The organism is Candidatus Clostridium radicumherbarum (assembly GCF_045310525.1).
In the GTDB taxonomy this organism is placed as follows: Bacteria; Bacillota; Clostridia; order Clostridiales; family Clostridiaceae; genus Clostridium_AT; species Clostridium_AT radicumherbarum.
Genome location: NZ_JBJHZY010000001.1, coordinates 1,868,318 through 1,891,806 on the forward strand (window position 1 = coordinate 1,868,318; position 23,489 = coordinate 1,891,806).

Consider the following 23,489-nt stretch of genomic DNA (forward strand, 5'->3'; position numbering starts at 1 on the left):
TTAAAGTTTGTTTTTAAAAAATCAGGTATTAAAGGCCTGATTTTTTAAAAACAAAAATTAAGCTAAGAAGTTTAATATCTTTAATACTTTATAAGAAGGTGAGTGTATAATGAGAGAGTTTATTTCAATTGGTCAGATTATTAATACACATGGATTAAAAGGTGAACTAAAGGTTTTTCCCTTAACCGATGACATTAGACGCTTTAGAAAACTAAATGAGATTTATATAGATAATGTTATTAAAAAAGTAATTTGGTGCAAGCTTCAAGCTGATAAGGTTATTATGAAGCTAGAAGGCATTGAAACAATAGAAGAAGCTTTAAAATTAAAAAACAAATATATAGAGGTTAAAAGAGAAGATGCAGTAGAATTATCGGAAGGGGAATACTTCATAGCTGATATTATAGGCTGCACTGTTTATGATAAAAACAAGGTAGAGCTTGGGGTAGTTTCTGACGTAATTCAAACTCCAAGTAATGATGTATATTGGGTAAAAGGTAAAAACGAACTGCTTATACCAGCTTTAAAACATGTAGTTAGAAGTATATCCATTGAAAATAAAGAAATAATTATAGAACCTTTAGAGGTATGGCAATGAAGATTCATGTTTTAACACTTTTTCCAGAAATGTTTGATGTATTTAATCAAAGTATTCTAGGAAGGGCTATAGAAAAGCATATTATTGAAATAAGCGCTGTAAATATACGGGATTATTCAACTGATAAACATAAGAAGGTTGATGATTATCCCTATGGTGGAGGTGTCGGTATGGTTATGACCCCTCAGCCTATTGTTGATTGTATTAAAGCTGTTAAAGAAGCTAATAATGGTAAAGTAATTTTTTTAGGACCCAGGGGCAGAAGATTTGATCAAGAATCTGCAAAAGTGCTTTCTAAAGAGAAGGAGCTAATTTTTCTTTGTGGTCATTATGAAGGTATAGACGAACGTGTCTATAATTTTGTGGATGATGAGGTTTCTCTAGGTGATTTTGTACTTACTGGGGGAGAGATGGCAGCAATCCCAATTATAGATAGTATCTGCAGACTTGTTCCTAATGTATTATCAAGCAGCGAGAGCTATGAAGATGAATCCTTTTACTCTGGCGCACTTGAATATCCTCAATACACAAGACCTGAATGCTTCGAAAACTTAAAGGTTCCTGAGGTTTTACTATCCGGACATCATGAAAATATCAGAAAATGGAGAAGGCTTGAGTCCTTAACTATAACTAAGAAAAAGCGCCCTGATCTTTTTTCTAAATTAAACTTAACAAAGGAAGATATTAAGCTTTTGAAAAAGTAACTGAAAAATAATTTTTATTGCATTTACTCATTATTTGTGATAAAATTCATTTTGTGCTAGTACGGGCGCTCCTCTGATACATATAACGATCACGAACGTCAAATAAATAGTAGGAGGGAATGCACATGTTAGATATAATAAAAGCTATCGAAGCTGAACAAATTAGAACAGATTTACCAAACTTTAATGTTGGAGATACTATTAAAGTACACGTTAAAGTAAAAGAAGGTACTAGAGAGAGAATTCAGGTATTTGAAGGTGTTGTTCTAAAGAAGCAAAATGGAGGAATTAGAGAGACTTTCACTGTAAGAAGACTTTCTTCAGGCATTGGCGTTGAAAGAACTTTCCCAATTAACTCCCCTATAATAGACAAAGTTGAAATCGTAAGAAAAGGTAAAGTTAGAAGAGCTAAACTATTCTATTTAAGAAATAGAGTTGGTAAGGCAGCAAAAGTTAAGGAATTAATATAAAAAGGGCTCTTAAGCCCTTTTTTCATTCTATAGGAATTTATGAAATTTAATAATTGTCTATAACTTTCACATATATATCTAAGAATAAAGGAGTTGAACTTTCATTAATTATGGCGATAAATTGGTTTCCAGGTCATATGGCCAAAACAAGGAGAGAATTAAAAGAAAATATTAATCTTGTAGATGTAGTAATAGAAATAAGAGACGCAAGAATTGTTACCTCAAGTGCAAATCCAGAAATTGACGGAATTTGTGGAAATAAACCTAGACTGATTTTACTTAATAAAAGTGATTTAAGTGAAGCAAAGATAACTGAGGAATGGATTAAAAAGCTTTCAAAGGATAATGTAGCAGTTATTGCAGTAAACAGTATCACAGGAGATGGACTTAATCAAATTAAGCCTACAATTAACAATATTTTAAAAGAAAAACATGATAGATTAAAGGCTAAGGGCTTAATTAATATAACCACCAGGGTTATGGTAGTAGGAATTCCTAATGTAGGTAAGTCTTCCTTTATTAACAGATTAGCTAAAAACAATATAGCTAAAACAGGAGATAGGCCTGGAGTTACTAAAAGCAGACAATGGATAAAGACCAAAATCGGAATAGAACTTATGGATACACCAGGTATACTATGGCCTAAATTCGAAGACGAAAATGTTGCACTTAATTTAGCTTTTACTGGAGCAATAAAGGACGAAATCATGGATATTGAAGATTTGGCTCTAAAGCTTGTAACTGTACTACAAGAGCTTTATCCAGCAAGACTTATGGAGAGATATAAGATAAACTCATTAGAAGAAGACCCACTTGAAAACTTAAATAATATTGCCAGAAAAAGAGGCGCAATATCCTCTGGTGGGGTAATCGATTATAATAGAGTTTCAGTTTTACTTCTTGATGAGTTTAGAGGCGGCAAATTAGGTAAAATTTCCTTGGAAAGGCCTTAGCTAGGTGTAATAATGGAGAATACAACTTATGAAGCTTCAAGTAATTTTTCTAAATTTAGCTTTAATGAAATAAAAAATGAAATAGATAGAATTAAGAATAGCTGCATTGAGTTTAAAATTGATTCCTCTGTTTTATTTGAAATTGCTTCAAATTTAGAGAAAGATTCAAGAAAAAATGTTCAAAGCTTAGCTTTAAAAACCAAAAATTTTATTAGTACTAGAGTAAAAGAAATTGATAGGGTAAAGAAAATGTATGACTTTGATAAAAGCTACATTAGTTCTGGATACCTAGCTGGTGTAGATGAAGTTGGCAGAGGGCCCCTGGCAGGCCCCATAGTAGCTGCTTCCGTTATATTAGATTTAAATTACAAAGACCAAAAAGATCTGCTCCTTGGAATAAAAGACTCAAAAAAACTTACTAGTAAGCTTAGAGAAGAACTTAGTGAAATAATTAAAGATAAGGCAATAGCTTATAGTATATCACAATTGGAGAACACCACAATTGATTCTAAGGGAATAGCCTTTTGCAATAATGAAATTTTTAAGATGGCTGTAGCCTCTCTTCATCAAAGGCCCAGTCTAGTTTTATCTGATGGTTATCCTATTAAAAATTTCAATATAAAAAATAATTATGCTGTAAAAGGCGATGAAAAAAGTGCAAGTATTGCCTGTGCATCTATTATAGCTAAGGTTTATAGGGATAATTTAATGAAAGATTATTCTAAAATTTATCCTAATTACGGTTTTGAGGAAAATATGGGATATGGTACAAAAGAACATATTGATGCCTTAAAAACCTATGGTCCCTGTGAAATACATAGAAGGTGCTTTTTGGGGAAATTAATAATAAATAATTAAAGATATATTTCATTTTAAAGGCTAATCTCTTAATTATTGAAGAAAAACTACCTAAATTCATATAAATTTTATTATTAATATTGGTAATATGCAAAAAATTATGTTTATTTTTATATAAAGTTTGATATAATATAAGTAAGTAATGCAAAATAAAAATAGGGCGCTACCAGCACCCTATAGTATACAATCTAGTTGCTTAGGCAACTGGCATCACTATTTAATAGTTAACTAAAAAATAGTAGCTATCCACTTGCGGTTGGGGCTACTATTTTTTCGAGATTTTTTCTATAAGTAACACTATTAATGTTAATAGTGCAGTCAAGAATAAACCACCTTCAAATAGTAACATTATAACGTCGTTACTCATAAGTATCACCTCCCCTCGTGAGGGATAAATGATACCAGTAGCCCACAAAATAAACTAAATTGTACTAGAAAATTATAACATAATTTTTATTATATTTCCATGTGCACTTATATTTAACCTATAAAATAAGCTAGAGCTGAAAAGCATCTTTTATAAGTCTAAGCTCATATTTATTACTATCTAATTTTAATAAAATTTCTATAACGTCAAACCGAAAAGAAAAATTATATAATTTATTTTTCATTATATAAAATTCAGCTGTCTTATAAAGCTTTCGCTTTTTATTATAATTTACCGCTTCTCCAGGCCTTCCATAATCAGTATTATATCTAGATTTTACTTCAACAAAAGCTATATGTTCCTTATCCTTTCCTATAATATCTATTTCTCCTGTTTTACATCTAAAATTTTTTTCTATTATAATATATCCTTGTTTCTTAATATACTTTTCAGCTAAAAACTCTCCTAAAGTGCCTATATTCCTATTATACTCGTGCATAAAGTTCTCCTTAATACTCTGTAAGTTATTATATTAATGATATTACTCAGCCTATTCACACTTTAAATTATGTACTTTATATTTCAATTTAATCATATATAAAAGATATGAATTTCAAAAAAATAATTTATAAGTTATATATTTTTTATTATTGTCAATACTTTATTTTTAGAGAAACATAGAAAGTAAAATTTAAATATTAAATATTTATGAGAGGTTAAGATATGGCAATAAAGGTTATTACAGCGGCGTTTAGTGGAATAAGCGGAATAATGGTAACAGTTGAAATTGATATTGCAAAAGGTCTTCCGAGCTTAAATATAGTTGGTCTTGCGGATGTATCTGTTAAGGAATCTAAGGAAAGGGTAAGAGCTGCAATTATTAATTCTGGTTACGAATTTCCTATTAATAGAATTACAGTAAATTTAGCTCCTGCAGATATTAGAAAAGACGGTTCACAATTTGACTTACCAATAGCAATTGGAATTTTAATGGCTACAGGACAAGTAAATATATGCAGCAGTGAAACTTATCTCTTTATAGGAGAGCTTTCACTCTCAGGAGATATTAAAAGGGTTAAAGGTGCTTTGCCCATTATTTTAGAAGGTAGTGAAAACAATATTAAAAATTTTATTGTTCCCTCGGGTAATGCAAAGGAATGTGCCATAGTACAGCAGTGTAATATTTATACTTTTGATACTCTAAGACAAATTGTAAACTTTTTAGATTACAAAGACATGCTGCCTTATTTTGAAAGTATAGGCGAAAGGGATAATAATAATTTTGATTATGATTTTGAAGATGTAGTAGGTCAGGAAAGCTGTAAAAGGGCAATCGAAATTGCGGCAGCAGGAGGGCATAACTTAATTCTCTGGGGGCCTCCTGGTTCTGGCAAAAGTATGCTTGCTTACAGAATACCTTCAATACTACCTAGTCTAAGTTATGAGGAAGCATTAGAGGTAACAAAAATCTACAGTGTTTCTGGAAATTTAAAAGAAGAGGGCTTAGTAAGAAACAGACCTTTTAGAAGCCCTCATCATACTAGTTCTAATATTTCCTTAGTGGGTGGAGGTAACAACTTAACACCTGGTGAGATTTCACTAGCCCATAATGGAGTTTTATTTTTAGATGAAATACTTGAGTTTAAAAAAGGAGTTTTAGAGGTATTAAGACAGCCTTTAGAAGATAGATCAATTAAAATTTCAAGGGCAAATGGCAGTGTAGTTTACCCAGCAAGCTTTATGCTTGTAGGCTCCTTGAATCCATGTCCCTGCGGATATTACCGAAGTGCTTCAAAGATATGTAATTGTTCTGACTATGAAAGAAAACGTTATATTTCCAAATTATCCGGACCTCTTTTAGATAGAATAGACATTTTTGTTTATGTCAATTCACTAAATTATAAGGAAATAACAACTAAAAACAAGTCTGAATCCTCTATTACAATAAAAAAAAGAGTTGATGCTGCGAGAAAACTTCAAAAAGAAAGATTTAAAAATTCAAAAATTAATTGTAATGCACAAATGAATATGAAACAAATATCTGAGCATTGTAAATTGGATAAGGACAGCTCTATTTTACTAGAGAAAATATATAATAAATATCATTTAAGCAATCGTGCCTACAGCCGAATATTAAAAATTTCAAGAACCATAAGTGACTTAAATGGAAATAAAACCATTAAATATACTGATGTTGTAGAAGCAATAAATTATAGAAAGTTTTTGGAAGAAAACATTATTTGACTTATGAAAGATACTTATAGAAAGGAGTATATATAAATTCATATTTATATAATACTAGAATAAAATGATTGAATATTATATTTGGTTTTCAATGATAAATATAAGCCATAAACATAAATTAAATATTTTAAAAGAATATAAGGATTTAAAATATTTCTACGAAATATGCTCTGCAAATAAATTTAATGATAAAATCCTTCAAAAGAAGCTTCTTAGTTACTATGATGAGAAAGCCATAAATAAGGTCTTAGATATAATTTACAGAAATGATATTAAGGTAATAAGTTATTTTGACTACTTATATCCAGAGAAGCTAAAAGTATATGAGGATGCTCCAAGTATACTTTATTTTAAAGGCGATATATGTAAAATAAATCTTACTTATAATATATCTATTGTAGGTTCTAGAAAATGTACTTATTATGGATTAAAGGTGGCTGAAATATTAAGCTCTGAGCTTTCTAAAAATAATATCAATATTATAAGTGGAATGGCAAAGGGAATAGATACAACAGCACACAAATATTCTCTAGAAAATCATGGATATACCTGTGCAATATTAGGCAGTGGCCTAGACGTTATTTATCCTTCTGAAAATGAGGCGTTATATGGAAATATTATTCAAAATGGCTGTGTAATTTCAGAATTTCCACCTGGAACGCCTCCTTTAGCTCAGAATTTTCCAATAAGAAACAGAATAATTAGTGAGCTTAGTGATATAGTAATAGTAATAGAGGCTGGACTTAAAAGTGGATCGCTTATAACCGCTAGACTTGCTTTAGATATTGGAATTGATGTAATGGCAGTGCCAGGCTCCATTTTTTCAGAGCAAAGTAAAGGCTGTAATAAACTTATTAAAGATGGTGCTTTTCCGCTAACATGTATAGAAGATATTTTTGATCTATTGAACTTATGTTATTCTAGTAATATAATACAAAATCAGGAAGAATTAAGCATAATTGAAAAAAAGATCTGTAAGTTAATTTGTGATTCTCCTATACATTTTGATGACATAATTAAAATCACTAAGGTTGACATTAAACATTTATATGAGGTATTATTTGAATTGCAGCTAAAAGATGAAATATTGTGCTTAGCTGGAAACTATTATGTTAGAAATAATAAAGTCATTTAATAATGGTAACCATAATTTTTAGGGGGTGAAGATCCTGATATGAATATTTCTTTCAAGATTTATATCAGGTAATTATATGGGTCAAAGATTAGTTATTGTTGAGTCACCTGCAAAGGCTAAAACTATCGAAAAGTACTTAGGTAAAAATTATATTGTAGAAGCATCTATGGGTCACGTTAGAGACTTACCAAAAAGTCAATTAGGAGTGGATGTTGAAAATGATTATACTCCTAAATACATTACAATTAGGGGAAAGGGAGAACTATTAGATAAATTAAAAAAAGCGGCTAAAAAAAGCGAAAAAGTTTTCCTGGCAACAGACCCTGATAGGGAAGGTGAAGCTATATCTTGGCATTTAGCCAAGGTCTTAAATATAGATGAGAAGGAAAAATGCAGAATTGAGTTTAATGAAATAACTAAAGGTGCCGTAAAAAATGCACTTAAGTCACCAAGAGCGATCAATCCTAATGTTGTAGATGCTCAACAGGCTAGAAGGATTTTAGATAGATTAGTAGGCTATGAAATTAGTCCTATACTATGGAAAAAAGTTAAATGGGGGCTAAGTGCTGGAAGAGTACAATCTGTTGCATTAAAAATGATTTGTGACAGAGAAGCTGAAATCAATGAATTTATACCTAAAGAATATTGGTCTATAGAATGTGATTTAAATAAAAAGAACACTAAGAAAAGCTTCCTCGTTAAGCTTGTATCTAAAGACAATAAAAAAATAGAAATAAATACCAAAGAAGAATGCGCTAGCATAATAAGTGAATTGGAAAAAGGAGAATTCATTACTAATAAAATTAAAAGGTCTCAAAAAAACAAAAATCCTCTTCCTCCATTCACAACAAGTACACTGCAGCAGGATGCCTATAAAAAACTTAATTTTTCAACTAAAAGAACCATGTCCGTTGCACAGCAGCTTTATGAAGGAGTGGATATAAAAGGCCACGGAACCTTGGGGCTAATAACCTATATGAGAACTGACTCAGTGAGAATTTCAGAGGAAGCACAAGCAGCTGCCAAAGAATTTATACAAGATTCCTATGGTGAAAATTATTTGCCTAATTCACCAAGAATATATAGAAGTAAAAAGAATATACAAGATGCTCATGAAGCAATAAGACCTTCTCATATTGAGCTAGCTCCTTCTCTAGTAAAAGACAGCTTAAAAGATGAGCAATATAAGCTTTATGCCTTGATATGGAATAGATTTATGGCAAGTCAAATGGCATCTAGCATATTAAATACACTTACTGTTGAAATAAATAATGGTAATTATGAATTTAGGGCCAATGGTTCAAGTGTTAAATTTGATGGCTTTATGAAATTATACGAATACCTATCAGAAGAGGAAGAAGGTTCTATTAATATACCAGACTTAACTGAAGGTGAAATTTTAGAAGTGAAAGATAAAGCTATTGAAGGAAAACAGCACTTTACACAGCCGCCAGCTAGGTTTTCAGAAGCCACCATAGTAAAAACCTTAGAGGACAACGGTATAGGTCGTCCAAGTACTTATTCACCTATTATATCAGTTTTGCTTGATAGAAAATATGTAGATAGAGAAAAGAAGACTTTATTTCCAACAGAATTAGGCATCATCGTAAATACTATTGTCAGCGATTACTTTAAGGAAATTGTTGATGTTGAGTTTACAGCAGAAATTGAAGATAAGTTAGATAATGTAGCAGAGGGAAAAGAGCAGTGGAATAAGATAGTTGATAGCTTTTTTACCCCAATAAAAAAGTCAATTGAAATTGCAGAAAAAGAGATTTCTAAGATTACAATTGAAGATAAAGTCAGTGATGTAAAATGCGATAAGTGTGGAAGATTCATGGTTATAAAACATGGGCGTTTTGGAGATTTTCTTGCCTGTCCGGGTTATCCAGAATGTAAAAACACTAAACCAATTGTTGAAAAACTAGATGTTAAATGTCCAAAATGCGGTGGGGACATCTTAGTTAAGAAAAGTAAAAAAGGAAAAAAGTTTTTTGGCTGCAGCAACTATCCAAAATGCGATTTTGTAAGCTGGTTCGAACCTGTAAGTGAAAAATGTCCTTCCTGCAACGGGAATATGGTGAAAAAATATTCTAAAGCCAAAGGTATAATTTATGAATGCATTAATCCAGAATGCAAACATAAGGAAATTAAAGGTGATATGAGTTAATAATTATAAAAATAAAATGTCGAATATTTTAAAAATTTTGTTGAAATATATTTTTTTATATGTTATTATATATGAGAAATTTAATAAAACAATTCTAAATTTTTAAAAAAATCTTGAAATAGAATTAACCCATGTTAACGGTTTCAATTGTGTGTGAGGGTAAAGGGCACTAATTGGTTTTATTAAGAAAGTAAGGAGGAAAATAAATGTCATCATTGTTAAATAAAACACGAATGTTAAACAAAATATTGCAAAAGTCAGGTACCGAGCCTGTAGTCTTTGATGATATATGCAATTTACTCAGCGAAGTATTAGCATGCAATGTGTATATAATAAGTAGAAAAGGCAAAATATTAGGTTATAATTTATCTTCTGACTTTGAATGCGATGTGGTAAAGAATAAAATTATAGCTGAAATGAGATTTCCAGAAGATTATAACAGCAAACTTTTAAATGTTCATGAAACCATGGCTAATTTGCCAAATGAAGGCCTCTGCGTTTTCGAGGAAGAAAAAAATTGTAATGTTGAGAATAAATTAAGCACTATAGTTCCTATAAACGGAAATAGAGAAAGATTAGGCACTTTACTTCTAGCTAGATTTGATAAAGAATTTACTGAGGAAGATTTAGTTATTTCTGAATACAGTGCTACTATTATTGGTCTTGAAATACTTAGATCAAAGAATGAAGAAATTGAAGAAGAAGCTAGAAAGAAAGCTGTAGTACAGCTTGCTATTGGCACTCTTTCATATTCAGAACTCGAAGCTGTAGAACATATATTTAATGAACTTGATGGTGATGAAGGACTTTTGGTTGCTTCAAAAATAGCAGATAAAGTTGGTATAACTAGATCTGTAATAGTAAATGCTCTTAGAAAATTTGAAAGTGCCGGCGTTATTGAATCAAGATCCTTAGGTATGAAGGGTACACATATTAAGATATTAAATGATAAATTAATTGATGAATTAAAAAAGATTAAGTAATATTAATGGCAGCCATATGAATAATGACTTATTTTCTTAAATAAGTCATTATTCATATGGCTGCCATTTTAAAATATATTTAATTTTCTAGTTGAATATGGATAAAACATATGATATACTACTTGAGGAATAAATACACACATTATCTAATTTATAATAGGTTCCTTTAGTGGCTATTTATAAATATGAAGATAGTGGAGGTAAAAAACAAGGAGGAAAAATTTATGTCAGTTATTTCAATGAAACAATTATTAGAAGCTGGTGTTCATTTTGGACATCAAACAAGAAGATGGAACCCTAAGATGGCTCCATATATATTTACAGAAAGAAACGGTATTTATATTATCGACTTACAAAAAACTGTAAGAAAAATTGAAGATGCATACGATTTTGTAAAAAGTGTATCTACAGAAGGAAAAGATGTTCTTTTTGTAGGAACAAAGAAACAAGCTCAAGAAGCAATTCAAGAGGAAGCAGTTAGAAGCGGAATGCATTTTGTTAATAATAGATGGTTAGGCGGTATGCTTACTAACTTCAGAACTATTAAAGCAAGAATTAGAAGACTTGAAGAATTAGATAAAATGGAAGAAGACGGAACATTTGAAGTTCTTCCTAAGAAAGAAGTTATCAAATTAAAGAACGAAAGAGAAAAGCTTGAGAAAAATCTTGGTGGAATAAGAAATATGGATGGTCAAAACATTGGCGCATTATTTGTAGTTGATCCAAGAAAAGAGAAAAATGCTATTTCTGAAGCTAAAATTCTTGGTATACCTGTAGTTGCAATAGTTGATACAAACTGCGATCCAGATGAAGTAGATTATGTTATTCCTGGTAACGACGATGCTATCAGAGCAGTAAAATTAATAACTGCTAAAATCTGTGATGCAATAATTGAGGGAAGACAAGGTGAACAATTAGCTGAATAATGCTAATTTACTAAGAATAAAAAGGTAGGTGAATTATTTTTCATTTACCTTTTAAATTAACGTTTTATAGGAGGAATTGAGAATGATTACCGCACAAGCAGTAAAAGAACTTAGAGAGAGAACTGGCGCTGGCATGATGGAATGCAAAAAAGCATTGACTGAAGCTAATGGAGATATGGAAAAGGCAATAGAAAATCTTAGAGAAAGAGGATTAGCTGCTGCCGCTAAAAAAGCTGGTAGAGTTGCATCTGAAGGTTTAGTTGAGACTTATTTAGCTGAAGATAATAAATCAGGTGCAATTGTTGAAGTAAATTGTGAGACTGACTTCGTTTCAGCTAATGAGGAGTTTGCTAAATTAAGCAAGAATATAGCTAAACAAGCATCAACAACTAATGCTAAAACTGTAGAGGAATTAGTAGAAGAAAAATATATAGCTGATAGTAACATTACAATTAAAGATGCTGTTACAGCATTAATAGCTAAACTTGGCGAAAATATGGCTGTTAGAAGATTTACTAGATTTTCAATAGATAAAGGCTTAGTTCACAGCTATATTCATGGCGGTGGAAGAATAGGCGTTTTAGTTGAAGTAGCATGTGAAAAAGATAGTGATGTTGTATTAAGTGTTGCTAAAGATATTGCAATGCAAGTAGCTGCTGCTAACCCATTATTCTTAAATAAAGAGCAAGTAGATACTGATACTTTAGAAAAAGAAAAAGAAATTTACAAAGTTCAAGCTATGAATGAAGGAAAGCCTGAAAATATAGCTGAAAAAATGGTTCAAGGTAGAATTCAAAAATACTATAAAGAAAATTGCCTAATTGAACAAGTTTGGATTAGAAATTCAGATTATACAATAACAAAATACTTACAAGAAAAATCTAAGGAAATCGGTGCTCCAATCACTGTTACTAGATTTGTAAGATTTGAAAAAGGCGAAGGAATTGAAAAGAAAGTAGAAGACTTTGCTGAAGAAGTACGTAAGCAAATGCAACAGGGCTAATATGTGAAAAGGGAACACCTTGTGTTCTCTTTTTTTAAAATAATCTTATAAATTAGAAATTATTATAAAACTATGTAATTTCTACTAAATTGGAGGTATAATTATATGGAAACCGCAAAGTATAAAAGAATAATGCTAAAACTTTCTGGCGAAGCACTTTCAGGTCAAGATGGATTTGGAATAGACTTTAATGTGGCGAAAAGGATTGCAGAAGAAATTAAAGAGCTAGTAGATTTAGGAATCGAGATTGGTGCTGTAGTTGGTGGTGGAAATATATGGCGCGGTCGAAGTGGAGCTGGAATGGATAGAACCACGGCTGACTACATGGGAATGCTGGCTACCTGCATTAACGCATTAGCTTTGCAGGATTCTTTAGAGAATATTGGAGTAAATACAAGGGTGCAAACTGCCATTGAAATGAGAGAAATTGCTGAGCCTTTCATTAGAAGGAGAGCTATGAGGCATTTAGAAAAAGGTAGAGTTGTAATTTTTGCAGCTGGAACAGGTAACCCATACTTTTCAACTGATACTACTGCTGCACTTAGAGCAGCGGAAATTGAAGCTGATGCTATTTTATTAGCAAAGAAAGTTGATGGTGTCTATGATAAAGACCCATATAAATATCCCAATGCAGTAAAATATGATGCACTTACATATATTGAAGTTTTAGAACGTGGTTTACAAGTTATGGATTCTACAGCAACATCCCTATGTATGGATAACAGTATACCTATAATAGTTTTTGGGCTTGATAAGCCGGGAAATATTAAAAGAGCAGTACTTGGAGAAAAAATTGGTACGATAGTATCAAAATAATATAAGGAGGTATTTCTATGATTAATGACATAATTAAAGCTGCCGAGGATAAAATGAATAAAACAATTGTAGTACTAAAAAAAGAGTTAGCTTCTATGAAGGCAGGAAGGGCAAATCCGCAAATCCTAGACAGAATTGAAGTTGAGTACTATGGAAGTATGATGCCAATAAATCAAGTTGCAAATATTTCAGCCCCAGAACCAAGGGTAATCCTAATTCAACCTTGGGAAAAAAGCTCTTTAAAGACAATTGAAAAAGCTATTCTAAAATCAGATTTAGGACTTACTCCTTCAAATGATGGCACTGTTATTAGGTTAATTATTGCAGAATTAACTGAGGAAACTAGAAAGAATCTTGTTAAGAACGTAAAGAAAACAGGAGAAGAAGCCAAAGTTGCAGTTAGATCCATAAGAAGAGACAGCAATGATAAGGTTAAGGCCTTAAAGAAAAATAATGAGATACCTGAAGATGATTTAAAAAAAGCTGAAGAAGATATTCAAAAGAAAACAGATGCATTTATTAAAGAAATAGATAAAATTATTGAATTAAAAGAAACAGAAATTATGTCAGTTTAGTTTATAGAAATAAAACCTGCACAATTGCAGGTTTTATTTGTAAACAACTATTTTTAAATAGGAATTCCATTAAATAAATGATAGGTCATAATATTTATTTCGCAATCTAGATAAATATATATGACTTAACATTGATAGAGAAGGAAGTAATTATGATGCTCAGGTTTTTAAAATCCAATAAAAAAAATAATACTCCTGTAACTCATAACCTTGATATGAGCAGGATTCCTAAACACATTGGTATTATTATGGATGGCAATGGCAGATGGGCTAAAGAAAGAAATTTGCCCAGGACATTAGGACATAAAGCTGCAATTGAAACAATCCGTGATATAGTTAAGGAATGTAACAATTTAGGAGTGAAATATTTAACATTATATGCTTTTTCTACCGAGAATTGGGTTAGACCTGCTGAAGAAGTAAACACTTTGATGAGACTGTTAGTTGAATATTTAAGAAAAGAATTTCAAGAACTTAATTCAAATAATGTGGTTATTAACTCCATTGGCGATATATCAAAATTACCTGAAGTCTGTCAGATAGAATTAAAAAAGGCCTATTCTAATACCAAAAATAATAAAGGTCTTGTATTAAATCTAGCTTTAAATTATGGCGGCAGGGATGATATTACCAGAGCTTTTAAAAAAATATATAAAGACATTAAATTTGGAAAACTTAATGAGGACCAAATCTCTGAAGAAATAATTTCAAAATATTTATATACCTCAGGAATGCCTGATCCAGACATTATTATAAGACCAAGTGGCGAATTTAGACTAAGTAATTTTTTACTTTGGCAAGCAGCGTATTCAGAGTTTTGGGTTTCTGATATAAAGTGGCCAGATTTTAAAGTTGAGAATCTCCATCAAGCAATATTTGACTACCAACAAAGAGACAGAAGATATGGTGGAGTAAAATAAGGAGTGCATTTATGAACAAACGTTATTTAGGGGCTTTAATATTGTCACCCTTAGTTATTTTTATTTTTATTGGTGGAGTTTATTTAAAGTACTTCACTTTAATAGTATCACTAATTGGAATGCATGAATTTTTTAATGTTATTAAGAATAAAAATATTAATGCATTAAAATCTATTGCGTATGTTTCATGTGTTTTATATTACATATTTTTAAATAATAACACTAACTTTCATATAATTCTCTTAATTATTATAGCTGCTCTTTTTATAATGCTGTGTATACCAGTATTAAATATAAAATATAATTTTATTGATGTTTCATGTACACTATTTGGCTTTGTTTATATAGCAGTATTTTTTAGTTTTTTAGTATTAATAAATTTTAAAAGTCAAGGTAACTATCTTATTTGGCTTGTTTTTATTTCTTCCTGGCTTTGTGATACAACAGCTTATTATGTAGGTAAAGCCTTTGGGAAAAACAAGCTGTGCCCAAAGGTAAGTCCAAATAAAACTATTGAAGGATCAATAGGTGGCTTGCTTGGAAGCACTATTGCCTGTGGTATCCTAGGCATAATCTTTACTCACTTTGGAGTAAGCATTCCTCTGTATCATTATTTTATAATTGGTGCTCTCTGCGGAGTCTTCTGTCAATTTGGGGATTTAACAGCTTCATCTATTAAAAGGCTGGTTAATGTTAAAGACTACAGCAATCTAATTCCTGGACATGGTGGTATTTTAGATAGATTTGATAGTATTCTTTTTGCCGCTCTAGTTGTATATTATTACATTGACCTTATTCTTAAACTTTAGTAATTTAAATAGTTTATATAAAACAAATTAAGCAGTATAATAATAAATATTATAGCTGCTTAATTTGTTTTATAATATAATAGTTATATTGGCTAATTAATAAAGGCAGCAATATTTATGAAAATTAAAATAAGAAAATCCAATATTAATATATTTTATATTTTCATAATATATTTAAGGAGGATAATAATTTGAAATATATCAGTATACTCGGTGCAACTGGTTCTATTGGTACACAAACAATTGATGTTTTAAGACAAAGCAGAAATGATTTTTCACTTTTAGGGATTTCTGCACATAAAAGCTATGATAAAGTTATAAATATAATTAAAGAATTTAATCCAAAATTTGTAGCAATGACAGAGGAAATAGCCTTTAATAAAGTAAAAGACTACTGCAGAATAAATAATCTAGATATTGAAGTAACCTTTGGAATGGATGGTCTTAATAAGATTGCTACAATTCCTGAAGCTCATATAGTTGTAACTTCTGTTGTAGGTATGGTTGGTCTAATTCCTACTTTAAAGGCTATTAATGCAGGAAAACATATTGCCTTAGCTAATAAAGAAACATTAGTTGTAGGTGGATCTCTTGTAACAGAAGCAGCTAAAAAAAATAATGTATTATTACTGCCTGTTGATTCAGAGCATGGTGCTATCTTTCAATGTCTCTATGGCAATAATGCTAAGGAAGTTTCTAAAATTATTCTAACAGCATCAGGTGGACCCTTTAGAGGAAAGACCTTAAAGGAATTACAAAATGTATCTCTAAAGGAAGCATTAAATCACCCTAAATGGAAAATGGGTAGCAAAATAACTATTGATTCTGCAACTCTAATGAATAAAGGTCTAGAAGTAATTGAAGCACATTGGCTGTTTAATGCAGCCTTTGAAAATATTCAAGTTGTCGTACATCCGCAAAGCATTATACATTCTATGGTAGAATATATTGATGGAAGCGTATTAGCACAGCTAGGGCCAACAGATATGAGACTTCCTATACAATATGCACTTAATTACCCATTAAGAAAAATTGGTGTAGCGGAAAAGCTGGACTTTTACAACCTTAGCAGTTTAACTTTTGAGAAGCCTGATACTGATACTTTCAAGTGTTTAAGACTTGCTTATGAGGCTGGTAAAACAGGAGGTACAATGCCAGCGATTTTAAATGCGGCAAATGAAGCTTGTGTGAATTTATTCTTAAAGGAAAAAATAACATTTCTAAAGATAGGAGATATTATAGAAGAATGTATGAATAAGTTTACCTGGGTTAATAATTTTAAGATAGAAGATATTCTTGAAATTGATAAAAAGGTAAAAAACTTTGTTTTAGAAACATACGGGGATTAAGGAGGATTTTTATGATTATTATTTATATTCTGGGCGCAGTTTTAGCCTTTAGCATGCTTGTAATAGTTCATGAACTTGGGCATTTTACTTTAGCAAAACTAAATGGAGTGAAGGTTGAAGAATTTTCTCTTGGCATGGGTCCAAGGCTTTTTGGAATAAAGGGTAAAGAAACAGAATATTTAGTTAAGGCATTTCCCATTGGTGGATATGTAAAAATGCTTGGGGAAGAAGAAAAAGTTAATGATGATAGATCTTTTTCAAGTAAATCAGCAGGAAGAAGACTTAGTATAATAGCTGCTGGTCCTATAATGAATTTTATTTTTGCAATAGTCCTTTTTTCAATAATAGGTTCACTTCGTGGTTTTGCTGTACCTGTAGTTGATAAGGTAGAACAGGATAAGCCAGCTTATACAGCTGGGTTTATGCAGGGTGATAAAATTATCAGTATCAACAATAAAAAAATAAGTACTTGGGACGATTTTTCTACTGAAGTATATATGACTAACGGAGCAAATTTAAGTATTATGATAGATAGAAATGGTACTACAAAAGAAATAAATGTAGTTCCAGTTATGGATAAGACAGAAAACAGATATATAGTTGGTATTTATCCTAAAGTTTTAGAAAATCCAGGCATAGGTAAATCTATAACTTATGGCTTTACTCAAACAGGTACTATAATTAAACAAACCTTTGGAGTACTTAAAACCTTAGTTGCAGGTAAGGCTTCAGCTAACGATATAGGTGGTCCTATAACTATTATAAAGGTATCTACAAAAGCTGCAGAAGCAGGCATTATTCCTCTTATGGGTTTTGCTGCATATTTAAGTGTTCAGCTTGCCATATTTAACATAATACCATTTCCTGCATTAGATGGAGGTTGGATCTTCATATTATTATTTGAAATTATTACACGTAAGAAAATAGATGATAATAAAATAGGTATTGTAAATTATATTGGCTTTGCAGTACTCATGGCCCTTATGTTGCTTGTGGTTATGAAAGATATATTTTACCCTATTAAGCTTTAATATATAAGAAATACAGGTGAGGAAAATGATTAGAAAAAATACGAGAAAATTTAAAATTGGTGATATATATATAGGTGGTGATTCACCTGTTACTGTACAATCTATGACTAATACTGATACAAGAAATGTTGATGCTACAGTTTCTCAAATTTTGAAGCTTGAAGAGGCAGGCTGTGAAATAATAAGATGTGCTGTACCGGATATGGAAGCCTCTGACGCCCTTTGTAAAATAGTTAAACAAATCCATATTCCACTTGTAGCTGACATTCACTTTGATTATAAACTGGCTTTAAATTCAATAAATAATGGAGTGTCAGCCTTAAGAATTAATCCAGGAAATATTGGCAGCATAGAAAGAGTAAAAGCAGTGGCAGAAGCAGCTAAAGCTAAGGGTATCCCCATAAGAATAGGAGTTAACTCTGGTTCCGTTGAAAAAGATCTTTTACAGTCATACGGTAAGGTCTGTCCTGAAGCTTTAGTAGAAAGTGCCTTAAGGCATGTAGATATATTAGAAAAACTAAAGTTTAATGACATAGTCATATCCATAAAATCTTCAAATGTAATTCAGATGATAGAAAGCTACAGATTAATTTCTAGCAAGGTAAATTATCCTTTACATATAGGAGTTACTGAAGCTGGGACAATTTGGAGAGGGACAATAAAATCCAGCATTGGTATTGGCAGCTTATTAAGCGAAGGTATAGGAGATACAATTAGAGTATCACTTACAGGTGATCCAATTGAAGAAATAAAAGTAGGTAAAGAAATATTAAAAGCAATAGGCTACAACAACAATGGGGTAGAATTCATATCCTGCCCAACCTGCGGCAGAACTCAGATTGATTTAGTTAAAATAGCGGAGGAAGTAGAAGAAAAATTACAGAATCTAAATAAACATGTAAAAGTTGCCGTTATGGGATGTGCTGTAAATGGCCCAGGAGAAGCAAGAGAAGCGGATATTGGAATAGCTGGTGGTAACGGAGAAGGCTTAATATTTAAGCATGGTACCATAATTAAAAAGGTAAAGGAAGAAGCTTTAGTAGAAGAACTAATTAAAGAAATAGAAAATCTTTAATTAATTATGTATAAAATTCTTAAAAGTGGACATTTATAAATTTAGGCATTAAACTAAATTAATTAGCTCTATTTTAGTAGAAAAAGCAAATTTTTCTTGAAATTATTAATTAATTGTGCTAATATAAGCTTGTTAGTTTTGTTATGTTTATTTCACAGTTAATTACGTCGTAAGAGTGGGTCATAAAACCCGCTTTTTCTTTTTAAACGCAACTTATGTTGCGTTTAATTTTAGGACTTTTATATTAAACGCTGTGCTTACTTATTGGTATAAAGGAGGGAATATTATGAATAATGATGCTTTAATAGAAAAACTTATTAAACTTATCACTCCAATAGTCATTGATAAAAACTTAGAACTTTATCATATTGAATATGTAAAGGAATCAGGAGAAAATTATCTTAGGATCTATATAGATAGTCCTAATGGAATTTCATTAGATGACTGTGAAAAGGTAAGCAGACCTGTTAGTGATATGTTAGATACTGAAGAACCTATAAATGAACCCTATTATTTAGAGGTATCTTCTCCTGGTATAGAAAGAATTTTATATACTGACTCTCATCTTTCCAAATACATAGGAAGTGAAGTTCAAATAAAATTGTTAAAATTACTAGATGGTAAAAAAATCTATGAGGGAACCTTAAAAGATTATGATTCTCAGGAGGTTATTATTACCTCTGAAAATGAAAATTTTAATATACCTAAAAATAAAATTAAAACTATCAGTTTAAAAGGGGATATGTAAGGAGGTTTAAGTCATGAATGAAGAATTCATTGAAGCGCTTAAAGAAATTGTAAAAGAAAAGGGAATTAGTGAAGACCTACTTTTTGAAACTATTGAAGATGCATTGGTTGCGGCTTACAAAAAGAATTATGTTACAAATGCAACTCAAAGTGTAAAAGTAACTATGAATAGGGCAAATGGTGAAATTCACGTTTACTCTCAAAAAAAAGTAGTAGAAAATGTTGAAAACGAAATTGAAGAAATTTCACAAAGTGATGCAAAAGATATTAATCCTAAATATCAATTAGATGATATGGTTGATATTGAAGTAACTCCTAAAAAATTTGGCAGAGTTGCTGCACAGGCTGCAAAGCAAGTAGTAGTACAGAGGATTAAAGAAGCTGAAAGAAATATCATATATAATGAATTCATTACAAAAGAGTATGACATTATAACAGGTTCAGTAATAAGAAAAGATAAAGGCAATGTCTTTGTAGATCTTGGCAAAATAGAAGCTGTAATAGGACCTAATGAGCAAATGCCTGGTGAAGAATATAATTTTAATGATAAATTAAAATTATATATAGTTGAAGTCAAAAATACTACTAAAGGGGCACAAGTAGTGGTATCCAGAACTCATCCAGGACTTGTAAAAAGGCTTTTTGAACTAGAAGTACCTGAAATATATAATGGTACTGTTGAAATAAAGAGTATTGCTAGAGAGGCTGGCTTTAGAACTAAAATAGCAGTTAACTCAAATGATGAAGCCGTTGATGCTATGGGAGCTTGTGTTGGCCCTAAAGGTGTTAGGGTTCAAAATATAGTAAATGAACTTAAAAATGAAAAGATAGACATAATCAAATGGAATAAGCTCCCTGAAATTTATATTTCTAATGCCCTAAGCCCTGCAAAAGTAATTGATATTTCCATTGATGAATCAGGTAAATCTGCTCGTGTTGTAGTTGATGATACTCAATTATCTTTAGCAATCGGTAAAGAAGGTCAAAATGTTAGATTAGCAGCTAAACTAACGGGATGGAAAATAGACATAAAAAGTAAAACTCAAGCCCTTGAATTACAAGCACAAGAAGAGTAGGTGATTTTATGAAGGTAAAAAAAATACCTCAAAGAATGTGCAATGGCTGTATGGAAATGAAGCCTAAAAAAGAACTTATTAGAGTGGTTAAAAATAAAGATAATGAGGTATCTATAGATTTAACCGGTAAAAAGCCAGGTCGTGGTGCCTATATATGCAAAAACGAGGAATGTTTAAATAAGGCTTTTAAGACTAAAAGATTAGAGAAAAATCTAGAGGTTAAAATTAGCGAAGAAATTTATAATAAATTAAAGGAAGAAATAACTTATGAAGGATAAATTTCTTCAATTTCTAGGCATTGTTAAGAAATCTGGCAATTTAGTTGAGGGCTATAATAAGTGTGAGGAAATAATTAAAAGTAAAAAATTATTTCTTATAATCATTTCAAAGAACTGTTCAAGTAATACTAAAGAAAAATTTATAAGACATTGTACCAATTGTTCTCTGCCTTATGTGGAGGCCTATGCTAGTGAAGAATTAGGTAATGCAGTTGGGAGAGATGAAATTAATATATTAGGAGTAACAAATAAAAATATGAGTGATAATCTTATACTTCTGTTAAAAGAGCAAAGTACAATTTAAACCTGGGGGTGAATATATGTCAAAAATAAGAGTTTATGAATTAGCAAAAGAATTAGATATTTCCAGTAAGGACTTAATAACCTTACTTTTTGAAGAATTTAATATAACAGTAAAAAATCACATGAGTGTAATTGAAGATGAAGATGCTGAATTAATTAAGGAATTGTTTGCAGAGAATAAAAAGGCAGCATCAGTTAAAGATGGAGCTTCAGAAACTGAAGAAGATATAATTGAAAAATATGAAGACCTTGCAGAAGAAAAGATTAAGGTTAAGAAAAATAAAAAGAAGTTTAAAGACCAAGATGAAAAAGAAATAGGCGCAGAAGAAGCAAATGAAATAATTCAAATAGGTGAAACTATTACAGTTAAAGAACTTGCTGATAAATTTAATAAGCCTACAACTGAGGTAATTAAGCAGCTTATATTTTGCGGTGTAATGGCAGCAATTAATCAAGAGATAGATTTCAATACTGCTGAAAAGGTTGCTGAAAAGTTTAATATTTCAATAATAAAAAAAGAAGAAGAGTTAGTTAAACAAGAAGCTGAAGAAGAGATAGAAGAAGATGTAGATGCAGTAAAAAGGCCTCCAATCGTTACAGTTATGGGTCACGTAGACCATGGTAAAACTTCCTTACTTGATGCTATAAGAAAGGCTAGAGTAACTGAAACAGAGGCTGGTGGTATTACTCAGCATATCGGTGCTTATACTGTAACTATTAATGAAGAAAAGATTACTTTTCTAGATACTCCTGGACATGAAGCCTTTACAGCAATGAGAGCTCGTGGTGCTCAAATTACAGATATAGTTGTATTAGTAGTTGCTGCTGATGACGGAGTTATGCCTCAGACAAAAGAAGCTATAAACCACTGCAAAGCAGCTAATGTACCAATGATTGTAGCTATTAACAAGATGGATAGACCAGGTGCAAACATAGATAGAGTTAAGCAAGAACTTACTGAATACGGCTTAGTTGCTGAAGACTGGGGCGGTGATACAATATGTGTACCAGTTTCAGCTCATACTAAAGAAGGTATTGATAGTTTACTTGAAATGATACTTTTACAAGCTGAGATTCTTGAGCTTGTTGGTAACCCAAATAGAAATGCAAAAGGAACAGTAGTAGAAGCTAAGCTTGATAAAGGTAGAGGTGCCGTAGCAACACTTCTGGTTCAAAACGGAACTTTACATGTAGGAGATTCAATACTAGTAGGTAATACTTACGGTAGAATCAGGGCTATGTTTGACGATAAAGGAAAGAAGATAAAATCTGCAGGTCCATCTATACCAGCTGAAATTCTAGGTTTATCAGAAGTACCAGCTGCAGGTGATAAGTTTAATGTAACTAAGGATGAGAAAACAGCAAGAGCTATGGCTGAAAAAAGACTTCAAAAGCAAAGAGCTGAGCATTTGCAATCTTCAAATAAGGTTTCTTTGGAAGACCTTTACAGCCAGATTCAAGAGGGAAAGGTTAAAGAGCTTGATATAATAGTAAAAGCAGATGTTCAAGGTTCTGTAGAAGCTATCAAGCAATCCTTTGAAAAATTATCAACAGACAATGTAAAGGTAAGATTAATTCATGGAGATGTAGGTGCAATTACTGAATCTGATATTATCTTAGCTACTGCTTCTAATGCCATAGTTATTGGATTTAATGTAAGACCAGATACAAATGCAGCTAATCTTGCTGAAAAAGAAAAAGTTGAAATAAAAACTTATAGAGTTATCTATGATGCTATTGAAGATATTAAAAAAGCAATGATAGGAATGTTAGACCCTGAATATAGAGAATTAATTTTGGGTAAGGCAGAAGTTAGAATGACATATAAAATTTCAAACATAGGCACTATTGCTGGCTGCTATGTACTAGATGGTAAAATTGTAAGAAACAGCAGTGTACGTGTAATTAGAGATGGAATTGTAATTTTCGAATCTGCTTTGGCATCTTTAAAGCGATTTAAAGACGATGCAAAAGAAGTTAACCAAGGTTATGAGTGTGGTTTAAGTGTTGAAAAGTATAATGACCTAAAAGAGGGAGACATAATTGAGTGCTACACAATGGAAGAAATAAAACCAAAGCAATTATAATTTAGTAGGAGA

Annotated in this window: 25 protein-coding genes; 23 read left to right on the forward strand and 2 right to left on the reverse strand. The window is 31.2% G+C overall.

Translation table 11 applies throughout. The features are described from left to right. Window positions 1-109: 109 nt before the first annotated feature. From rimM to ACJDUH_RS09075, 5 genes are all read left to right on the forward strand, one after another. Window positions 110-598 (forward strand): ribosome maturation factor RimM, encoded by a 489-nt coding sequence (gene rimM, locus ACJDUH_RS09055; RefSeq protein ID WP_406764830.1) that lies wholly within the window; start codon window positions 110-112, stop codon window positions 596-598. After that, window positions 595-1,302 carry a tRNA (guanosine(37)-N1)-methyltransferase TrmD gene (gene trmD / locus ACJDUH_RS09060; RefSeq protein ID WP_406764831.1) on the forward strand — a complete coding sequence of 236 codons (708 nt, stop codon included), beginning with the start codon at window positions 595-597 and terminating at the stop codon, window positions 1,300-1,302. Before rimM ends, trmD begins: the two co-directional genes overlap by 4 nt. 125 nt (window positions 1,303-1,427) lie before the next feature. Then, window positions 1,428-1,772 carry a 50S ribosomal protein L19 gene (gene rplS, locus ACJDUH_RS09065; protein WP_406764832.1) on the forward strand — a complete coding sequence of 115 codons (345 nt, stop codon included), beginning with the start codon at window positions 1,428-1,430 and terminating at the stop codon, window positions 1,770-1,772. Window positions 1,773-1,882: 110 nt separating this feature from the next. Next, on the forward strand, window positions 1,883-2,725 hold the full coding sequence (ylqF, locus tag ACJDUH_RS09070; RefSeq protein ID WP_406764833.1) for a ribosome biogenesis GTPase YlqF: 843 nt from the start codon (window positions 1,883-1,885) through the stop codon (window positions 2,723-2,725). Window positions 2,726-2,737: 12 nt separating this feature from the next. Further along, window positions 2,738-3,583: a ribonuclease HII gene (locus tag ACJDUH_RS09075; protein ID WP_406764834.1), complete on the forward strand. Its 846-nt coding sequence runs from the start codon at window positions 2,738-2,740 to the stop codon at window positions 3,581-3,583. Window positions 3,584-3,848: 265 nt separating this feature from the next. On the opposite strand, the gene ACJDUH_RS09080 is transcribed toward ACJDUH_RS09075, so the two are convergent. Both ACJDUH_RS09080 and ACJDUH_RS09085 read right to left on the reverse strand, forming a co-directional pair. Further along, the gene (locus ACJDUH_RS09080; protein ID WP_406764835.1) at window positions 3,849-3,950 is read right to left on the reverse strand and encodes a putative holin-like toxin; all 102 of its coding nucleotides are present in this window, start codon (window positions 3,948-3,950) and stop codon (window positions 3,849-3,851) included. Between the two features lie 130 nt (window positions 3,951-4,080). Then, window positions 4,081-4,449 (reverse strand): YraN family protein, encoded by a 369-nt coding sequence (locus ACJDUH_RS09085; RefSeq protein WP_406764836.1) that lies wholly within the window; start codon window positions 4,447-4,449, stop codon window positions 4,081-4,083. Window positions 4,450-4,673: 224 nt separating this feature from the next. Here ACJDUH_RS09085 and ACJDUH_RS09090 point away from each other — a divergent pair, with 224 nt between their 5' ends. The 18 genes from ACJDUH_RS09090 to infB all read left to right on the forward strand — a co-directional run bounded on the left by ACJDUH_RS09090 (window position 4,674) and on the right by infB (window position 23,477). After that, entirely contained in the window at window positions 4,674-6,194 is a 1,521-nt protein-coding gene (locus ACJDUH_RS09090) for a YifB family Mg chelatase-like AAA ATPase (protein WP_406764837.1), read from the forward strand. A gap of 64 nt (window positions 6,195-6,258) precedes the next feature. Beyond that, a complete protein-coding gene (gene dprA, locus ACJDUH_RS09095; RefSeq protein WP_406764838.1) occupies window positions 6,259-7,329 on the forward strand; it encodes a DNA-processing protein DprA in 1,071 nt (356 codons plus the stop codon). A gap of 76 nt (window positions 7,330-7,405) precedes the next feature. After that, the gene (gene topA / locus ACJDUH_RS09100; RefSeq protein WP_406764839.1) at window positions 7,406-9,499 is read left to right on the forward strand and encodes a type I DNA topoisomerase; all 2,094 of its coding nucleotides are present in this window, start codon (window positions 7,406-7,408) and stop codon (window positions 9,497-9,499) included. A gap of 206 nt (window positions 9,500-9,705) precedes the next feature. Next, the gene (gene codY / locus ACJDUH_RS09105) at window positions 9,706-10,482 is read left to right on the forward strand and encodes a GTP-sensing pleiotropic transcriptional regulator CodY (protein ID WP_406764840.1); all 777 of its coding nucleotides are present in this window, start codon (window positions 9,706-9,708) and stop codon (window positions 10,480-10,482) included. A 224-nt stretch (window positions 10,483-10,706) separates the two neighbouring features. Beyond that, window positions 10,707-11,408 carry a 30S ribosomal protein S2 gene (rpsB, locus tag ACJDUH_RS09110; RefSeq protein WP_406764841.1) on the forward strand — a complete coding sequence of 234 codons (702 nt, stop codon included), beginning with the start codon at window positions 10,707-10,709 and terminating at the stop codon, window positions 11,406-11,408. 82 nt (window positions 11,409-11,490) lie between these two features. Next, a complete protein-coding gene (gene tsf, locus ACJDUH_RS09115; RefSeq protein WP_406764842.1) occupies window positions 11,491-12,411 on the forward strand; it encodes a translation elongation factor Ts in 921 nt (306 codons plus the stop codon). 105 nt (window positions 12,412-12,516) lie between these two features. Further along, window positions 12,517-13,227, forward strand: coding sequence for a UMP kinase (gene pyrH, locus ACJDUH_RS09120; protein ID WP_406764843.1), 711 nt, complete (start codon window positions 12,517-12,519; stop codon window positions 13,225-13,227). A gap of 17 nt (window positions 13,228-13,244) precedes the next feature. Further along, window positions 13,245-13,802, forward strand: coding sequence for a ribosome recycling factor (gene frr / locus ACJDUH_RS09125; protein WP_406764844.1), 558 nt, complete (start codon window positions 13,245-13,247; stop codon window positions 13,800-13,802). Between the two features lie 155 nt (window positions 13,803-13,957). Next, on the forward strand, window positions 13,958-14,722 hold the full coding sequence (locus tag ACJDUH_RS09130) for an isoprenyl transferase (RefSeq protein WP_406765037.1): 765 nt from the start codon (window positions 13,958-13,960) through the stop codon (window positions 14,720-14,722). A gap of 11 nt (window positions 14,723-14,733) precedes the next feature. After that, window positions 14,734-15,531 (forward strand): phosphatidate cytidylyltransferase, encoded by a 798-nt coding sequence (locus tag ACJDUH_RS09135; protein WP_406764845.1) that lies wholly within the window; start codon window positions 14,734-14,736, stop codon window positions 15,529-15,531. A gap of 191 nt (window positions 15,532-15,722) precedes the next feature. Continuing rightward, the gene (locus tag ACJDUH_RS09140; RefSeq protein WP_406764846.1) at window positions 15,723-16,880 is read left to right on the forward strand and encodes a 1-deoxy-D-xylulose-5-phosphate reductoisomerase; all 1,158 of its coding nucleotides are present in this window, start codon (window positions 15,723-15,725) and stop codon (window positions 16,878-16,880) included. 20 nt (window positions 16,881-16,900) lie between these two features. Beyond that, a complete protein-coding gene (gene rseP / locus ACJDUH_RS09145) occupies window positions 16,901-17,911 on the forward strand; it encodes an RIP metalloprotease RseP (RefSeq protein WP_406765038.1) in 1,011 nt (336 codons plus the stop codon). 25 nt (window positions 17,912-17,936) lie between these two features. After that, entirely contained in the window at window positions 17,937-18,986 is a 1,050-nt protein-coding gene (ispG, locus tag ACJDUH_RS09150; protein WP_406764847.1) for a flavodoxin-dependent (E)-4-hydroxy-3-methylbut-2-enyl-diphosphate synthase, read from the forward strand. A gap of 286 nt (window positions 18,987-19,272) precedes the next feature. Beyond that, window positions 19,273-19,734, forward strand: a complete 462-nt coding sequence (gene rimP, locus ACJDUH_RS09155) for a ribosome maturation factor RimP (protein ID WP_406764848.1) — start codon at window positions 19,273-19,275, stop codon at window positions 19,732-19,734. Window positions 19,735-19,747: 13 nt separating this feature from the next. Then, window positions 19,748-20,809, forward strand: a complete 1,062-nt coding sequence (gene nusA / locus ACJDUH_RS09160; RefSeq protein WP_406764849.1) for a transcription termination factor NusA — start codon at window positions 19,748-19,750, stop codon at window positions 20,807-20,809. 8 nt (window positions 20,810-20,817) lie between these two features. After that, a complete protein-coding gene (rnpM, locus tag ACJDUH_RS09165) occupies window positions 20,818-21,087 on the forward strand; it encodes an RNase P modulator RnpM (protein WP_406764850.1) in 270 nt (89 codons plus the stop codon). Continuing rightward, window positions 21,077-21,391 (forward strand): ribosomal L7Ae/L30e/S12e/Gadd45 family protein, encoded by a 315-nt coding sequence (locus ACJDUH_RS09170; RefSeq protein WP_406764851.1) that lies wholly within the window; start codon window positions 21,077-21,079, stop codon window positions 21,389-21,391. The genes rnpM and ACJDUH_RS09170 overlap by 11 nt, the downstream gene beginning before the upstream one ends. A 16-nt stretch (window positions 21,392-21,407) precedes the next feature. Then, window positions 21,408-23,477, forward strand: coding sequence for a translation initiation factor IF-2 (gene infB, locus ACJDUH_RS09175; protein ID WP_406764852.1), 2,070 nt, complete (start codon window positions 21,408-21,410; stop codon window positions 23,475-23,477). The last annotated feature ends 12 nt before the right edge of the window (window positions 23,478-23,489 follow it).

Excerpts from the sequence above, each read along its gene's own strand:
- rimM (WP_406764830.1), top strand. The coding sequence starts at position 110 with ATGAGAGAGTTTATTTCAATTGGTCAGATTATTAATACACATGGATTA.
- trmD (WP_406764831.1), top strand. The coding sequence starts at position 595 with ATGAAGATTCATGTTTTAACACTTTTTCCAGAAATGTTTGATGTATTT.
- rplS (WP_406764832.1), top strand. The coding sequence starts at position 1,428 with ATGTTAGATATAATAAAAGCTATCGAAGCTGAACAAATTAGAACAGAT.
- ylqF (WP_406764833.1), top strand. The coding sequence starts at position 1,883 with ATGGCGATAAATTGGTTTCCAGGTCATATGGCCAAAACAAGGAGAGAA.
- ACJDUH_RS09075 (WP_406764834.1), top strand. The coding sequence starts at position 2,738 with ATGGAGAATACAACTTATGAAGCTTCAAGTAATTTTTCTAAATTTAGC.
- ACJDUH_RS09080 (WP_406764835.1), bottom strand. The coding sequence starts at position 3,950 with ATGAGTAACGACGTTATAATGTTACTATTTGAAGGTGGTTTATTCTTG.
- ACJDUH_RS09085 (WP_406764836.1), bottom strand. The coding sequence starts at position 4,449 with ATGCACGAGTATAATAGGAATATAGGCACTTTAGGAGAGTTTTTAGCT.
- ACJDUH_RS09090 (WP_406764837.1), top strand. The coding sequence starts at position 4,674 with ATGGCAATAAAGGTTATTACAGCGGCGTTTAGTGGAATAAGCGGAATA.
- dprA (WP_406764838.1), top strand. The coding sequence starts at position 6,259 with ATGATTGAATATTATATTTGGTTTTCAATGATAAATATAAGCCATAAA.
- topA (WP_406764839.1), top strand. The coding sequence starts at position 7,406 with ATGGGTCAAAGATTAGTTATTGTTGAGTCACCTGCAAAGGCTAAAACT.
- codY (WP_406764840.1), top strand. The coding sequence starts at position 9,706 with ATGTCATCATTGTTAAATAAAACACGAATGTTAAACAAAATATTGCAA.
- rpsB (WP_406764841.1), top strand. The coding sequence starts at position 10,707 with ATGTCAGTTATTTCAATGAAACAATTATTAGAAGCTGGTGTTCATTTT.
- tsf (WP_406764842.1), top strand. The coding sequence starts at position 11,491 with ATGATTACCGCACAAGCAGTAAAAGAACTTAGAGAGAGAACTGGCGCT.
- pyrH (WP_406764843.1), top strand. The coding sequence starts at position 12,517 with ATGGAAACCGCAAAGTATAAAAGAATAATGCTAAAACTTTCTGGCGAA.
- frr (WP_406764844.1), top strand. The coding sequence starts at position 13,245 with ATGATTAATGACATAATTAAAGCTGCCGAGGATAAAATGAATAAAACA.
- ACJDUH_RS09130 (WP_406765037.1), top strand. The coding sequence starts at position 13,958 with ATGCTCAGGTTTTTAAAATCCAATAAAAAAAATAATACTCCTGTAACT.
- ACJDUH_RS09135 (WP_406764845.1), top strand. The coding sequence starts at position 14,734 with ATGAACAAACGTTATTTAGGGGCTTTAATATTGTCACCCTTAGTTATT.
- ispG (WP_406764847.1), top strand. The coding sequence starts at position 17,937 with ATGATTAGAAAAAATACGAGAAAATTTAAAATTGGTGATATATATATA.
- rimP (WP_406764848.1), top strand. The coding sequence starts at position 19,273 with ATGAATAATGATGCTTTAATAGAAAAACTTATTAAACTTATCACTCCA.
- nusA (WP_406764849.1), top strand. The coding sequence starts at position 19,748 with ATGAATGAAGAATTCATTGAAGCGCTTAAAGAAATTGTAAAAGAAAAG.
- rnpM (WP_406764850.1), top strand. The coding sequence starts at position 20,818 with ATGAAGGTAAAAAAAATACCTCAAAGAATGTGCAATGGCTGTATGGAA.
- ACJDUH_RS09170 (WP_406764851.1), top strand. The coding sequence starts at position 21,077 with ATGAAGGATAAATTTCTTCAATTTCTAGGCATTGTTAAGAAATCTGGC.
- infB (WP_406764852.1), top strand. The coding sequence starts at position 21,408 with ATGTCAAAAATAAGAGTTTATGAATTAGCAAAAGAATTAGATATTTCC.